At 55.4% G+C, this 14,664-nt stretch carries 14 protein-coding genes; 5 read left to right on the top strand and 9 right to left on the bottom strand.

The features are described 5' to 3' along the window. Nucleotides 1–12: 12 nt before the first annotated feature. Nucleotides 13–702, top strand: a complete 690-nt coding sequence (locus tag FQ182_RS14470; RefSeq protein WP_149415248.1) for a VRR-NUC domain-containing protein — start codon at nt 13–15, stop codon at nt 700–702. A 214-nt stretch (nt 703–916) separates the two neighbouring features. On the opposite strand, the gene FQ182_RS14465 is transcribed toward FQ182_RS14470, so the two are convergent. The 9 genes from FQ182_RS14465 to FQ182_RS14425 all read right to left on the bottom strand — a co-directional run bounded on the left by FQ182_RS14465 (nt 917) and on the right by FQ182_RS14425 (nt 9,302). After that, nucleotides 917–1,204, bottom strand: a complete 288-nt coding sequence (locus FQ182_RS14465) for a hypothetical protein (protein WP_149415247.1) — start codon at nt 1,202–1,204, stop codon at nt 917–919. Nucleotides 1,205–1,523: 319 nt separating this feature from the next. Next, complete coding sequence (locus FQ182_RS14460; RefSeq protein ID WP_149415246.1) at nt 1,524–2,012, bottom strand: hypothetical protein; 489 nt, start codon at nt 2,010–2,012, stop codon at nt 1,524–1,526. Nucleotides 2,013–2,161: 149 nt separating this feature from the next. Continuing rightward, nucleotides 2,162–3,070: a transcriptional regulator gene (locus tag FQ182_RS29800; RefSeq protein ID WP_178114456.1), complete on the bottom strand. Its 909-nt coding sequence runs from the start codon at nt 3,068–3,070 to the stop codon at nt 2,162–2,164. Between the two features lie 221 nt (nt 3,071–3,291). Next, nucleotides 3,292–3,777 (bottom strand): DUF2726 domain-containing protein, encoded by a 486-nt coding sequence (locus FQ182_RS14450; protein ID WP_149415244.1) that lies wholly within the window; start codon nt 3,775–3,777, stop codon nt 3,292–3,294. Between the two features lie 140 nt (nt 3,778–3,917). Further along, nucleotides 3,918–4,316: a hypothetical protein gene (locus FQ182_RS14445; protein ID WP_149415243.1), complete on the bottom strand. Its 399-nt coding sequence runs from the start codon at nt 4,314–4,316 to the stop codon at nt 3,918–3,920. Between the two features lie 271 nt (nt 4,317–4,587). Further along, nucleotides 4,588–4,989, bottom strand: coding sequence for a hypothetical protein (locus FQ182_RS14440; protein ID WP_149494018.1), 402 nt, complete (start codon nt 4,987–4,989; stop codon nt 4,588–4,590). A gap of 35 nt (nt 4,990–5,024) precedes the next feature. Beyond that, entirely contained in the window at nt 5,025–6,896 is a 1,872-nt protein-coding gene (locus tag FQ182_RS14435; protein ID WP_149415241.1) for a UvrD-helicase domain-containing protein, read from the bottom strand. Between the two features lie 25 nt (nt 6,897–6,921). Then, nucleotides 6,922–7,212: a hypothetical protein gene (locus FQ182_RS14430; protein WP_149415240.1), complete on the bottom strand. Its 291-nt coding sequence runs from the start codon at nt 7,210–7,212 to the stop codon at nt 6,922–6,924. 1,631 nt (nt 7,213–8,843) lie between these two features. Further along, on the bottom strand, nt 8,844–9,302 hold the full coding sequence (locus FQ182_RS14425; RefSeq protein WP_169885960.1) for a hypothetical protein: 459 nt from the start codon (nt 9,300–9,302) through the stop codon (nt 8,844–8,846). A gap of 292 nt (nt 9,303–9,594) precedes the next feature. On the opposite strand from FQ182_RS14425, the gene FQ182_RS14420 reads away from it, so the two are divergent. From FQ182_RS14420 to FQ182_RS14405, 4 genes are all read left to right on the top strand, one after another. Continuing rightward, on the top strand, nt 9,595–10,626 hold the full coding sequence (locus FQ182_RS14420; RefSeq protein ID WP_149494016.1) for a ParM/StbA family protein: 1,032 nt from the start codon (nt 9,595–9,597) through the stop codon (nt 10,624–10,626). Nucleotides 10,627–11,305: 679 nt separating this feature from the next. Further along, entirely contained in the window at nt 11,306–11,833 is a 528-nt protein-coding gene (locus FQ182_RS14415) for an RDD family protein (protein WP_149494015.1), read from the top strand. 1,121 nt (nt 11,834–12,954) lie between these two features. Beyond that, entirely contained in the window at nt 12,955–13,773 is an 819-nt protein-coding gene (locus FQ182_RS14410) for an ATP-binding protein (protein WP_149415086.1), read from the top strand. Between the two features lie 211 nt (nt 13,774–13,984). Next, nucleotides 13,985–14,632 (top strand): hypothetical protein, encoded by a 648-nt coding sequence (locus FQ182_RS14405; protein ID WP_149494014.1) that lies wholly within the window; start codon nt 13,985–13,987, stop codon nt 14,630–14,632. The last annotated feature ends 32 nt before the right edge of the window (nt 14,633–14,664 follow it).

The following is a 14,664-nucleotide window of genomic DNA, read 5'->3' as shown; positions in this document are numbered from 1 at the left end:
AGGATATATCCCATGAAACAGCAGAAGGTCATACTGGCCGATCAATGCGCCGATATCGGCTGGTCGCTGACCGAAGTGCTGGCGCAGAAGCATGACAAACGTCTCTGGTCATTAAATGGAAGCCCGGCAGGGCTCCCTGAGGAAGTGGTCGGCCAAATGTTTGCCCGCGGCGGCGCCAGCGTGAGTTATTGCGAGGGAGGATCTGCCCTTTTACTCATGAAGGCAGCTGCGCTGGAAACCTTGGCCGCGAGGAATCTCTTTGGCGATCGGGTCGATGCGATCAACCGCTACCTGGAAGCGCAAATGACGATTCTGGTGGAGCACACTGCCGAGATAGTAGACACCGTCAGGAACATCTCACCGGACGCCCTTGAGCGAAATGTGAACGAGCTGACAAAAAGCTCGATCCTTGCGTCATTTTTTCCGAGGGTGAAGGCGACCTTCATGCTGGAATTATTCGAGCACCTGGGCAGGGACAAACTGGCGGACATCCTAATGGCGTTCTCCGCGGCGCCATACGATTACCGGGCTGGGTGGCCAGACCTGATCGTGATTGAGAGTGGGACGATGAGTCTGGTCGAGGTCAAGACCAGCGACAAGCTTCTGGATTCACAGTTGCGCTTTGCGATAGGGATCGCGTCACCAATGGGTTTTGCCTGCGAGGTGGTCCGGCTGAAGGCCACAAAGGGAATTGACGTCTGAGTAGTGCCATCGTTAGGTGGGTGTCTTCCACCTTTCAAAGCGTAAAAAAAACCGGCCATCAAGGCCGGGGATGTGAAGCGTTGAGAAGGGTAACGGAATGAAGTGTGACTTGTGCCATCGTTAGATGTGAGCCGTTAGAACGCCAGAGTGACTTGTCGCCTGGGTTAACAGCGGCTCCCAGCTTGTGGCGCTGTCGTTCAATCAACCACCTGGTTTACTCCCAAAACGGTTCAATGGGCGGCGTCTCGTCTTCCTGAATCGCCGCTTTGTGTTTCTGGTGGTGATCGCGGTACCGTTCGATGTGCCGCTTGCAGAAAGCTTCCAGCGCACGCTCATCGAGCCGAGGCGAATACACTGCTACGGGCTCACAGTCCTGGTCGGCGAACTGGAAGGTGCCGTCGGGATGCATCGCCCGACTGATGCCCCCCAGCAAGAGCTCAACTTCGGTGGTGAAAGGAAAATCGCCGGCCTGGTCCGGACGGAAATGGTTTGGCTCAATCATGGGTATCGCTCCAGTTCTGATGGTGACTTGACGATCAACACAGATCGTTTATTGATAGGTCGGTAAACATTTAGAGACCGCCGAGATGCCGTCGGCTCAGCGGCCGCCAAATGTGCCATCGTTAGTTACAGCACTTTGAAAGCGCGGAAGGCCCTGAATACAGGGCGTTTGCTTAAATCGAGATGTGCCATCGTTAGTGGCTGATGGTTTAGATGGCATAGTTGGTCAAGTTTACGATCAACTATCCAGCCTACCGACTCGACCCTGCTCCCGAGGCCCCGTGAGGACGGGGCTGTGTGATGTCGTCGGCATTTACCGGTTACGAACGGTTCAGTCGCAGCAGCTTTGCCAATTTCGAACGCAAGCCAAAACGGGAACGAGGCCACACGTACAGCTGTGCTGCAAAAAACATCAGCGCCAGGATGACGTAGACATTGGCAATGATCCCAGCACCGCGTAGTGCCTCGCTCAACGTGCCCTCACGACTAACGAGGTGGTTACATTGATCGTTGGGGACAGGAGCAATCAGCTTTTCTGAAGTCTTCGCGTCGATGCACTCAGTCCACCGATAGGTACCTGCCACAGTTCCAGGTTGCAAGTTCTGGATCGTTTCATGGCTGATAACCATGAAGTTTTCAACGACTTTAGTCGGTGAGTAGTCATTTGCCATAAGCAAGCCGGTGAGCACTACCCCTGCGGGCAATGCGACCAATGCGAGCCACAACCGATTGAATACCACTGTAATGGCAACGAAACCGTCCAGGATCCGCCCGCTGAAGGACTTGAGCTCATTGGTAGTTGCAGTCATCTTTTTCCCCTTTCTAACGATTTAATTACACGACGTGCATCCACGCCGTGGCGCTGCAATGCCCCGATGATCGGGGCGGTGGTTTAAGCAGCGGTTACGCACCGACTCGTCCTGACCCCTGATGAGCGATCGGAACCCAACGCGCTGAATTACAGAAACACTGATGGAGCGGGCTGCTGCGAATTCACTGCGGCCCGAGGAGCTTTGCGGGCTGGCTTTTTGTCTCGACCCTGGTGGCGCAGATCCACGCCATACAGCTCGCACAGGCTGGCTAACGTTTCACTGGTCAGAAGGCGGTGTGTCTGGCTTAAGCGCAGCAAGATGGCCTTGATCGAACGCCGATGAGACTTGGCCAGGGCCGCGACGTCGGCGCAATCCTGATACGCAGACACGAGCCGTTGATCTTCGTCTGCCGTCCACTTGCTCCCCTGTGCGGTTGCTTCTTGCGGCGGCGGTTCCACCGGTACCGCTGCTGGTGCAGGTGCAGGTGCAGATGCAGATGCAGGTGCAGGTGCAGGTGCAGGTGCAGGTGCAGGTGGGGATATCACTGCATCAGGCATCGGTGGCAACTCGGCGTCGATGACGGTCGAAAGCATGTGCAGCCAGCGGGTACGTTCGGAATCACGAGCAAGGTGAAAATTCACGCTGCCGATGATCGCCATCGGGCTCACATTCAAAGCGGTAGCGATCTGCCAGGCGTGGTAGTTGTCGAGCAAGTCCTTGCCCGTGCGCCAGCGCGAGAACTGAGTTGGGCTCACGCCAAGGAATTCGGCCGCGGTTACATCGCCGTGAAAGCCTTTGGCCTGCTTGAGCTGATCGAGCCAGCCGGCCGCCGACTTGACCAACTTCACATTCGGGCTGGCGGTGTCGTTGGCGAACGGCGTGGAGCGCTTCGAGCGCTGGGACAAAGCGGCGGCGCCGGCGGCAGCGGCCAAACGCAGGTTAGCGGTCAGATGCACCCGATCTTCGTCACACTCACGACCGGTCTCATCGAGCCCGGCGGACAGGTTGACCAGAATGCCAATCGAGCGGTTTGTCAGAGCCTCTTTGCTTGCCATGTTTCCTCCACCGGATCCCTTTCTCAGAGATACCAAAAGTTACGGGGCGACCTAAACAATCCCAGCCCAGCCGCTTACTGCGTTAGAGCAGGCGTATCGGGCTCTTCGTCTCGCTTCTCTTGCTTGATCTGTGCCGCGAGCGACCACACGCGAGATATTGAGATTCCCCACTTGTTCGCAAGCGGCCTGCCCACCCAGGAACCCGGTTACCGGAAGAGGACCTACAGCTTCAGGTCCTTTCGAATCTGGGTCGGCGCCGGCATGTTCCGGTAGCGGATCACCAACACCCCCACCGCCTTCATGAGATCGTCGCGACGACGGTCCGTGGAGCGGGCCTTGAAGTTGTTGTGAGTCGAATCATCGACCTCCACCAACGCCACGGGCTTGAGTTTCTTGTCACACAGCAAGAAGTCGCACCGGTTATGGGCGACCACATGCCGGGCGTGATTCTTGTCGGTCAACGCCGTGGCCCTGACCTTGATGAACGCCCCGAACACCACCTGGGGTGCAATGACCAAGTCATCGCGCACCGCCTCTTTGAGCCGCCAGAAAAAGTCCTGCTCGCGCTCGGTCAACAACGGGATGCACTGGTAGTGCTTGGTCGAGTACTTCTTCCGCTTTGCCAGCTGGGAATACAAGAAAACCGCAATTACGCACGCGACGATAATGAGCGTGGTGCTGTCCTCTACAATGTCTGCAATTGCCATCTTAGCTCCTTTTTCTGATTCTATACACGTACCAATACGTGCTGTCTGTAATTTCGTGCGAATGGTTCGTCTGTGGGTTTGGTCAAGTCAGAGTTACTTTTTGTGGTTTCGCTGCTGCTGGAAGGTTCCGCGGCACCAGGTCAGGACAAGGCCTGTTCCTGTTCGGTTGGTTCATGCGGACGATCCGGTACCGCATTGAGCTGGGGTTGCTGCTTGAGCACGGAAGCGATAGAGTCAGCAAAATCCGGCGGCACATTCGTGCTGCTTCGCAACGCCCCCTCAAAAGCCCCCAAGTCTTGAACAGAGCGCCCAGCTGCAACTTTGCGTGCCGACTTGACCAACTTCACAAATCGCTCTTGAACGGAACCCAGCCTCAAAGCATTTTCGCGCTGCGCCTGCACCAGGATCAGTTGTACAACCGTGGCCGGCACAACAGCAGTTACCGCCGCACACGCCCGGGCCATAGCCAGAATCTCCACGGTAGGCATCCACTGGGGGAGTATGGGCGGCAGCTGGTGGGTATTGATGCGGATCAGCATAGCTTTGCCCCGCTCCGTCAGTGAGAACACCTTGTCGTACCGGTGAGCCTCGCAGCAAGTCTTCCGCGTACTCACTGCCAAGCCCCTGCGTTCAAGATCCCGGCATGCATCATCGGTATCGATTGAATGTTCACGGCTGAGCGACCAGTGACGGGAGACTTTCCATAAGGGTAACGAACCTTCGGACCAACTCCCCTCCCGGCCCAAAGACCGCAACATGACGAATTGTGCCTTCGTTAGTGGCTGTCGAGCCGCGACCGGATTTGAATGGTCAATCATGTTCCACCTCCAGGTGCCCGGTCACCGCCGGCATTTGCTGCGACCCCTCCCCGCCATCCACCGAAACGGTGGCCCGGCCGGCGCCGCGACTGTTCCCCTTTCCGCCCTTCGATTGACTCAACTTGCGATAAGCAATCCCCAGCTTGACCGCCTCGAGGATCTCCACCGACATCCGCTGCTGAACCAGTCGCGAGTTACCGATGCGCCAATTGGCTTCCGTGCGATCGGCATCCGCCTCCATGGCCCACACGCGCAACACGGTGCGGGCTTCGGCGATGCCGCCGCGGACCTGGCTGAAGATCTCGAACAGCAGCGGGTCAATGGAGACTGATGTCCGTTTCGATTTCCCGCCGACCTCACGCCGGTACACGATGCGTATGAAGTCATCCGCCATGGAAGCCCCCGTCACCGATCAGAGAAGGGCCCATATCAGGCCGCATCCAGCTGGATGTTGGTGACCAGGCGCCGAGTGACCGCCTCGCAATCGATGAAGAGCCCCGCCGACAGACGACCACAACGGACCATCTTCGCCACCGCGTCCGCAATTTCGGAAACAGGACCGCCCAGGGCGCCAGCCAGCCCGGCCGCTGTCAGCAGCCCTTGCCGGAGAATAGCCAACTCAATACGAGACTCCAGCTCGTCACCGTCGAACAACAGCGCCGCATCCTGACCCACCAGCTCGGCCACGTTAGCGAACGCGCCCACGCCGTACTCAACGGCGCCGAAGTAACTCTCTGGTTCACCCTGAATATCAAGAGCAGCCCCCTCGACTTGTTCGGTGCCCTTCGAAGCCGCCAAAGCCTCGGTACCGACTCGGCCTGCGGTCTCGCAGTAGCGCACGATCGCCAGAATTTGCTCATTCAGCTCAATGGCCCACTTCGCCCGTGTCAAGGCCACGTAAAGCAGGTGCAGCTCCTGACGCAATTCTGGGGTATCCAGTACCAGCGGCAGGCCGCCATCAGTGATCAGGTTATGGAAATCGCTGAGCAGTACAAGCTGGGGAAATTCCAAGCCCTTGGAGCGGTGGGCAGTCAGCAGAGCAACATCGGCCTCCTCGATCTTGTCGACGCAGGCAGCCTTGATCTGGCTGACCAGCGACGGGATCTGATCGCCGTACTGCTTGGCGACGCTGATGAGGGAATGGATCTCTTTGTCGTCGGTGTCCTGAGCGTAAGCCTCCAGCTGGGCAAACGAAGCAAAGGCACTGATCAGAGGATCACGGAGCTGAGCACCGGTGTTGGCTCGCAGGTGGTGTACTTCAACCAGCTTGTCGAATGGATACTCTTCGACACCGCCAACGAAATGAAGGCGCTTGGAGCCCAGCAGGGCAACAGCGCTGGCAAACAACCTGGCGTTGGTACGGCCGATGATTGCGTAAGGCTGGGTACGGTCGACCTCGAAGCGGGTAGCCAGATCCAACCGCGAAGACCGCACCGGTTCCTGCTCGCCGGCGAACTCGCGCAACAGCATCGTTGCCAGTTGGGCAATCGGCGGACCGAATCGGTGGCTTTCCGAGATAGTGACCACTTCATCAAACTGAGCAGCATCGAAGGCGTTGTATGCCCCGCGGAAGCCGAAGATGCTCTGGAAGTCATCACCGGCCAAACGCACCGGGCAGGTTTGACGCAGGATCACCGCGGCAAAGACCGGATTGGTGTCCTGGTACTCGTCCAGCAGGATCTCGTTGTAACGATGATGGAGTTCAGGATCGGTCATTGCCCACAGCTTGAGGTAGCCATCGTGCGGCATGCGCAGCGGCGTAGTGTCGAGAAACTCGGCACGTTCAGCCTGGCTTTCACCACAGCCGCGGGACCATTGACGCAGACGTTGAAGGTCTGCCCACACCAGCTCGGCCCACTGCACAGCTTTATGCTTGTCGGCAACGGGAATCATGGACGGTACGTGCGACGGCAGGATCTCAGCTTCTGCGGACACCATGAAATTATGCAGGGTTTCACGCAGATGCCGGGCAAAGGCCATCGGGATGTTGTAGGCCTTGGCCAACTGGGACGGAAACAGCTCGCCCTGCTTGCCCGTCTTCTTGAACTGGCCGCCGACTTCCCACGCCAGACCATGGCTGGTTTTGGTGATGACATTGGCCGGGAAGCGGGCAGCCGCGTCTTCTTGGTTGGCCTTGCCGAAGGTGACGTACAGAAATCGCAGATGTGGATTGCGTCGAGCATGCTCGATCTGTAGGGAAGTCTTTCCCGTACCAGCTTTGGCACGAACGAGCAAGCGGTGCGCGGTGCTCGCCAGAGCAACAGCCTGCTCAGTGTTTGGGGTGAATGCTAATGCGGCCATTGCCGGCCTCCTTGTGGTTTCGGTTTTAGTTGCGATCGTCGTCGTCGCGGTGCCATGGGCTGAACAGGTCATCCCACTCATCTTGCTGCTTGCTGAACTCAAAGCGCTTGCCTGGAGCAGCAGAGCGTTTGTCTCGGAACAGGTTGAAGAACAGAACCGCCGGAACGGAACCAACGACCACAAACAAGAGCGACAGGGCGAAAGCCCAGCCCGGCAGATGGTGCTTGGCGTAGAGGGCGAACAAGGCGCATGCCAAAGGCAAAGCGATGCAGACCAACGCCTTCCCTACCCACTTGATCAATCCGTACTTGGCCATTTGCGGCTCCTAGTGCATAACCATTTATGCCTAAACGATACACATAGATTTAGATCGTAGCAAGCAATTATATAGGTACGTGTTATAGATTATTAGCACAACCATTTATGCCATTAGCCAGCATAAGCAGGTCGGTGCTTGACCAACCATTTATGCCGGAGCGTCAGCAAAAAGGCCAGATCTCAGCACAACCATTTATGCTCAGGCAGGACCATAAAAGCCAGTCCACCGGCGCCGGCCAATCCGGCAGCGATCATCTTCAAACCGGTGCAGGGACACCTACCGGCGAACCGCGAGTGAGCGAAGTGAGATGGAAATGGATGTCGCAACACCTGTCAGACCGGGATGCGCTGCAAACCAGTTTCCCACTCAGCCCTTCATCGCCCGCAGCGAGGCAAGCGCACCGATCAGACAAGAGCTGACTCTGGCCAGACACGGAGCCAAGCCGCAAGTCGACATCGCCCACCACCGCTTGCAACCGGACCATCTTCGCACCAGTCAGCGCCAACGATCGACCAGCAGCAGGCCCGACGCCGCCCAGCGCAGATTGCGACACTGCCCGCCACCGCTGGCAGCGATCCCGACGTGACGTATCCGACACCGCGCACCTGCACGGCGCAGCTGCCCTGCCCTCACCTCCCCGTCACATCCGTCTCAACCCGCGTGCTTTCCCCCCCCGTCAGATCCCACCTGGTGGTCACCACCGAGAAGCCGGTGAATCGCTCGGCATCCGAGCAGGATCAACTCAGCGCACCTGGAAGCTCTGGACGGGGAGCTCTATCAGGCAGGCCGAGGGAAAGCAGAAGAACACAAATGGTTATGCTCAAGCCGGAAGAAAAGCGTGAACATCGCCGGCAGCAAAAAACGAGGCGGTACCAGAGGTAGAAGCAAAACCAGATCAGGCAGAAGTGCCAGGTACACAAAGAGTGCGCGTGCAAGTTCCACACGAAGAACAACGCTCCAGTTCGAGAAGAAGCAACACCCAGAGCAGCAAGTAGAAGAACTTCCAGAGATGGATCGGCAAGTGGAAAAAGAGAATTGAAGAAGCAGAAGTGACCGAAGAAGGAATGTGCGGCAGCAGAACTCCCGAGCGGAATCGCGAGAGCAGGAAGAAAGAGTGGCAGAAGTGCTTGCGCAACAAGTGTTGGCGGCACAACAAGCGGCGGCACAGCCAAGTCGGAATACCGGAGTGAGAAGAAGCACGCGCAAAAGAGGTTGCGACACAAGTGTTAGACGTACAACTGCCGGACGAACAATGGCGGAGAAGGGAAAAAAGAAATTGAAGGAATTAAATGGATGGGTGCGAGTCGCGTGCAGCCATTGAAGGGGAATGCCGATCGTATAATCAAACTCGGCCAGCCATCGATCAGCAGAAAGTAATTCTCGGCAAACCAGATCGACCTCGCCTCAGGTAAAGCCTCGGATCAACATGGCACATTACCGTAAGGATTCTGATTCGACTCAGACAAAGCCTCAGATCAGATTCGCATATCACCGTCAGGATTCTGGTCCGTCTTTGCCAAAGCACAGTTCAGACTTGGCCCACCACCGTAAAGCATCTCGTCCGGCTTGGTATCAAAAAGCCCCAACACAGTTAAGCGTTGAGGCTTCCGATTAATTGCGATGGAGGCTTAGCCCACTTCCATATCCCCTTCGAATAGCATTTCAACTCGTTCAAGCATCCCGTTGACCAGACTTTCAAGTTCACCAAGTTCAGCTTCACGCTTGCTAAGCGCAAGTGTTACACCATGCATCAGGTAGCGGATGCGGTCTTGCATCTGCCCGCGCAACTCAAAGAGTTTCGTGATCCTTTCACATAAGACAAGCATGAGCTTGTGATTGGGCTCGAACTCACGGGACCGCTTGACCCTCTTGGTAAGACCTAGATGGCTGACGTTGGTGGAGGTCCATTTCCCCTTGCCTGCCCTGAGTTTCCTGTAGACCCGGATGAAGGGCTTGGTCTGACCTCGATGAAGGTTGAAATCAATTGCGATTCTGCCTGACTGGAAGGGCTGCATGACGTAGAGCAGTTCGCCCATGTGCACAAGCAGGTTATCGATCCGAATCAGGTAATCGACGGCTGTGTCCACTGACTCCTTGGCTAGCCGTCGAAGGCCCTCGAAATCGTCGATGCTGGGGGGGTTGTGTATAGCCATTGTTTAAGCGTTGCTCGGGGGGTTGTGTATAGCCGCACCAGGGGGGTGCGCTCGGGGCGGATTTTCATTGGATTCCGTCAGTATTGTCAATACGTGTTATGTATCATAATATCCAATCTATGTGCAGTGTGAAGTACACACTGCTGGTTCCCCCCTGGGTAGTGAGCAATGCGCAGTACACATTGCAATCAGCCTATAAGCAATTGATTTTAAAAGGTTTTTTATAATGAAAAGTCGCACAGTTGTCGGTCTAGATGCAGGTCGTAGCGCCATTAAAGTGGTTGCTTACGCCGAAGGAACCCGTTTTCCTATCATGTACCCTACCCTGGCGGTTCCCGCGGTCGAATTGACGGACCCAACGACAGCCGAGCGAGCGAAAGCGGAAACCGAAATAGTCGACGGTAAAGCCTATTTCACTGGCGACACCGCCCGACTTCAAGGCAACCTCACCTCCTCGATCGGTTTGAATGATGACTGGACCGACACCCCGGAATACCTGGCACTTGTAAAGTCCGCATTCAGCCGACTGCACAAAGCCGGCGTTCCTAATCTGGACAGTGCTTATGTCGTAATTGGCACTCCCTCGAAACTTTACGGCACCCGCCAAGAGCGTTTGGTTGAGAAAACCAGACAGGCACTGCCTAAAGGTGTTGAGGTCAAAGCCCTTCCACAACCGATGGGTGCGTATTGCGATTACGTGCTCGATAAGTCCGGCATGCCAATCAAAGACAAGTTGATTGGCTCCGGTGGTCGCACCAAGTCCTATGGCGTCATTGAGGGAGGTCATTTCTCAACTGACTTTCTTCTGATGAAAGAAGGCCAATATATTGAACGTGGTGCTGACTCCTGTTCCGGAATGAGCGCGGCAGCTGAACAATTGCGCCGCGTGCTCGCAAAAAGAAATTTGACTGCGAGCCTGGTGGAATGTGAGGAAGCGTTTCGTACAAAGACGCTCTTCCAATTCGGTGAAGAGATTCCAATTGCAAGTGAAGTCCTGGAAGCACAGAGCCACGTTGTTCAAGAAATTATTTCTAAGGGTAATTCGCTGTTTGCTGACGACGCCCGATCCTTGAACGGTATTTTAATCGCCGGCGGCAGTGCTGAGGCAATCCACGCAATTACTTCTCAAACCTGGAAACACAGCTTCCTAATGGAAAACTCCCGCTGGTCGGTGGCGGAAGGTTTTGCACGATATGCACTGGGCCAACTTATCCGGGCATCCGTTGGCGCCAAACAACAGGTAGCCGCGAATGGCTAAGCTTGTAAGGGTATACGATCCAGACGAAACAGAACGGCGAATTAACTTAACTCTCCCAGATGCAGTGTGCCCGGGCTTACTCGAGTTCATGTCAGAACTTCCATACGGTAATGACACACCATTAATCAGGGGTGTTTTTTATCAGTGGTTTATTCAGCATAGTGAAGCCGGCACTCTCGACGATGCGTTGAACAAAGTCTTGTCTGGCCCCGGAGGATTGATTTCAGTTGGCTCCAAAGGGGCCCGAGAGCCTCTCAGTGCGAGACCTCGCAAACGCATTCCAAAGCAGCGATCGGTAACGGCAAAAGCTGGTGGTCGTCAGCCTATAGCTGGTCAGTCAGGAGAACCTGCTGCTTTCTATTCAACAGTGGCCCAGGATCCTCAACCGGCCCAGCCGCCCGCTCAACCGCAGCCTCCAGAACTCCCCCTGTCCACAGAGCCTGATCGACCCTCCTTACCAGGAACGACAGACTCCCAAACCGCGGTAGATCAAGAGACCTCCCCTCCTACGTTGCAACCGACTCATGAACATTCACTACCCATGGCACAAATGGACGCCGTCGATGGTGGCGGCCTGACTCCGGATGCAGAGCAAATAGCTCTACTTAATTCCATGAGCACAATGTTTCCCTAACCTAATCCGCGGCAGCCTCTGCCGCGGCTCTTGAAGGCTAAAACAATGAAATCCTTGCTGAACACCCTGTTTATCATCCGACGGCTGCTGGCCACAGCGATCGACGGGCTCCTGGTCTTTGCGTTCACGCTAGTCTTGTTGGCGGTTTCCGCTTTCCTTGCCGCACACACCTTCCCCGCACTTTCAGTTCCTGAAGGTTTGGCGCTTGCACAGTGGTATGAGGGAATTGCCTTGGGTTTGGCGCCTTATTTTATAATCACTTTGCCGCTCGTTTGGTTGCTGTACGAATCAACCCTTATCAAGGTCTGGAACGGTACGACCCTGGGGAAATTTCTACTCCGGGTCCGGACGGTCTCCATGGTTGGCAACATCTCGTTCAGGCAAAGCCTGTTCCGCACCACCCTCAAGATCCTGTCCATGTTTCTGCTGTTGAGTATTGCGAACCCTTATGCCCTGGGCGCAGTTCTGGTCGCTTTTATGGCCATCCCTGTTTTCACCGTGAAAAACCAGTGTCTTTTTGACTTGCTGGCATCGACCACCGTCACTCGTCGTTTCATCTCTAAGGCTGGTTGACGCCAGTTAATCGGCAGCCCGGCCCCATGTAGAAGTTTTCGGCCCTGATCGACCCGATCGCAGGGTACGAACCGTGAAAGGTGGCCACTCCAAGTACGCCCCTTGTGCATCATCACTCAGCGCAAGGGCTCACCACCGGCCTTTCGAGGCCGTTTTTTTTGCCTGGCCTATCAAGGAAGGCGACGGAGTGAATGCCTGCATCAATTACAAAGGGCTGATATGCATAACCAGATACAAAGTTTACGGATACTCCCACTGGAGAAGCCAGTCAGGTCCGAGGTTGCGAAGCCTCCTTTGTAGTCAACACGGTAACGGGTAAGCGCATCACCCACATACCGCCTGATAGTATCGCTCCCTAATGCATCCCTTGTGTCTTGCTTCTGTGTTCTCAACTCGGTGATGCACCGCCAGTTTCGAGATCAGACAATAGTCGTGCATCGGGCTTCTCCCGATAGCAGACAACACATGCTTGGATGAATAGGTCGTAGCGATACTCCCTCAGGTCGTTCACCCTTAAGTGAACAGCGCAAATGACTTTCCCCGGACACCACGTCCGTTACATGGCAGCCAGGTGCAACTGGTGGGGATTTCGCAAGGCTAGCCGAGCCGTGAACGTCGTACTGCTATCGACAGATCCAAAAGGCGTTCAAAGAGGTGAGCCCAGTCTTGGTATTAACGGTGGAATTCCATCTACAGAGCCGCGGCTTCTGTGACTACCAAGGCTGGGCTCTTTTGTATTTCAAAAGGCCCAGTTTTTTTTGACTATTTCCCCCCCCGCCCCTGTTTTCGCAGCCCACATGACAAGCCTGACCTCAGGTAATTTCCCGCTTGGCAAGCACCTGCAAGCGACCTCGCACTTTATGTGTCGAGCAACCCAAGCACCAATTCGTCCCCTGACTTCGACTACTCATGGGTTGAAGGTGCACACGCCTGGAACTCAGCAAATACAACCGTCTTGCATAATTTTTATCCTCAGGCATGATCGTAATAAGCGTTTGCCAACGCTTGCACGCCCACCTGGGCGAAGGCCGGATCAGGCCATGGCTGCAAACCTTTTTTAAGCATTACCTAACGGTGATGCGCCTTGTGGGCGTGGCGCTAAAGCCGTGCAGGAGAATGCTTTGCCCAACGATAATCGCTTCCCTTCCGGCGCCACTATTGACCAAGTGAAAAAGGACGCCAAAAAGCTCGTCAAAGCTCAGAATATTCCGCTCAATCAAGCTTTGGATGCAGCGGCGCTCAAGCATGGTCTCGCCTTACCATGGAACCGTGTCAACGATTGGCTCGGCGGCCAGAAAGGATCGGCGATCGCCAGTTTCACTTTGCCTCTTGATAATGGGGGGAAAAAGATCGTCAATTTGACCTACGAACAGCCTCTCATAATGGTTTGTGGATGGGTTGGTTGCGGTAAATCGACGACTGCACTTGTTCTAGCTGGTCAGGTCATGGCCGCTTCAAAATCCAAACTTTTTTTCGTCACATCAAAGCCCGCCGGATGGCCACCTGTAGTTTGGGATACCCTCAGCCTGGACTTCCCCGGCCGGTGCTTTGAAGTGGGTGATGTCCATAATTTAGACCTAGCTCTGTTTCACCCCGACGCCGGCGACGTCGTAATTCTGGATGAGCGATTCCATGGGGCAAGAGATCAAAGCCTTCAGCAACTTATTGAACAGGCTAGGAACTGGGGAGTTGGCCTATTCGTCTGTAAGCAAGGTGACCCAGCGGATATGGAGTCGGGGCTCACGAAATCAGAGTTCCCTGACAGAGGTATCACTTTGATTGTGGAGGGGAGAGGCGGTTTCATTCGCCACGGCAAACATGCCACGTTCACGGCCACTGGTTTCGAACAGGCCGAGGTTTCCGGTGCCCCCGGGCGAATATCCTGGACCGGTCAGTTCTCGGTCACAGTCTCTAGACCAAGCACACTTGAAAACACCTAACCGCTAAGAGAATGCCTGGCATTAACCTCTGTCCGGGTAAATGCTATGCACACTTCAATCAAAGCGGTGTTTAACAACAATCTGGCGTACCTCATCCCAGTCCGCCTTAGCGCCCTGGTTCTTGCGCCAAACTTCAATTCCATAATGCCACTAGCGCTAATGTGTCGATAGCCAGTATTATAGTTACATGTTATTCCATGGAGGCCCCAACATGTTCAAGATACTCTCCGCTGCCATCCCAGTTTCACTTATTTTTGCCACTCTCGTAGGCTGCGCGTCAAAGCCCGTGCTCGTCGATAAGGGCCCCATCCGTATCCAGTCCTCGTTGATCAATGCACGGTTACAGGAAGGATGGAAAGGTACAGTCAAGGCGGTGTCGACTGACACCCACACTGAAATGGCCGACTTTGTGAATGAGTCGCTGAAAAGCGCCAAATACAACGTCGTGCATGGTGATGCGGATCTCACCTATTCAATACGCGAGATCTACGCAGGCCCAGCTTCCGAGTACAAAGAAGCCCACACTGGGGCGGGTGCTGCGTTGGCAACGGGCGTATCTGTTGCTTTGTCGGTGGCCACCTGCGCTGCGATGAATTCTTGTTCAACTCCTGGCGTCCTCGGCAACGGGGTGGCCATGAACATGACCGAGGCAACCAATGCTGCCAACAACACAAATGGTCAGTCAGCCGAGAACCTGAAACAGACCAACCTCGTCATCCATAGCATTTGCCTGGGTGGCCACGGCTGTGCGAGCTCTATCGCTGCCACTTCGGATCCGGCCTTGTCCTTGGATGATCTGCGCAAAGAAAATGCTCAGGTCGGGCTCACCACTTCGATGCGCCTGAAAAGCAATTATTAACCAAAAAAAAGCCCGGCTATCACGAGTGACGG

The organism is Pseudomonas sp. ANT_H4 (assembly GCF_008369295.1).
GTDB lineage: Bacteria > Pseudomonadota > Gammaproteobacteria > Pseudomonadales > Pseudomonadaceae > Aquipseudomonas.
The sequence above is the reverse complement of the archived record's forward strand: the minus strand, read 5'-3'. Positions and strand labels throughout refer to the sequence as shown.

Coding starts and splice junctions, on each gene's coding strand:
- FQ182_RS14445 (WP_149415243.1), bottom strand. CDS start 4,316: ATGCTGATCCGCATCAATACCCACCAGCTGCCGCCCATACTCCCCCAG.
- FQ182_RS14405 (WP_149494014.1), top strand. CDS start 13,985: ATGTTCAAGATACTCTCCGCTGCCATCCCAGTTTCACTTATTTTTGCC.
- FQ182_RS14435 (WP_149415241.1), bottom strand. CDS start 6,896: ATGGCCGCATTAGCATTCACCCCAAACACTGAGCAGGCTGTTGCTCTG.
- FQ182_RS14420 (WP_149494016.1), top strand. CDS start 9,595: ATGAAAAGTCGCACAGTTGTCGGTCTAGATGCAGGTCGTAGCGCCATT.
- FQ182_RS14465 (WP_149415247.1), bottom strand. CDS start 1,204: ATGATTGAGCCAAACCATTTCCGTCCGGACCAGGCCGGCGATTTTCCT.
- FQ182_RS14415 (WP_149494015.1), top strand. CDS start 11,306: ATGAAATCCTTGCTGAACACCCTGTTTATCATCCGACGGCTGCTGGCC.
- FQ182_RS14430 (WP_149415240.1), bottom strand. CDS start 7,212: ATGGCCAAGTACGGATTGATCAAGTGGGTAGGGAAGGCGTTGGTCTGC.
- FQ182_RS14450 (WP_149415244.1), bottom strand. CDS start 3,777: ATGGCAATTGCAGACATTGTAGAGGACAGCACCACGCTCATTATCGTC.
- FQ182_RS14440 (WP_149494018.1), bottom strand. CDS start 4,989: ATGGCGGATGACTTCATACGCATCGTGTACCGGCGTGAGGTCGGCGGG.
- FQ182_RS29800 (WP_178114456.1), bottom strand. CDS start 3,070: ATGGCAAGCAAAGAGGCTCTGACAAACCGCTCGATTGGCATTCTGGTC.
- FQ182_RS14470 (WP_149415248.1), top strand. CDS start 13: ATGAAACAGCAGAAGGTCATACTGGCCGATCAATGCGCCGATATCGGC.
- FQ182_RS14460 (WP_149415246.1), bottom strand. CDS start 2,012: ATGACTGCAACTACCAATGAGCTCAAGTCCTTCAGCGGGCGGATCCTG.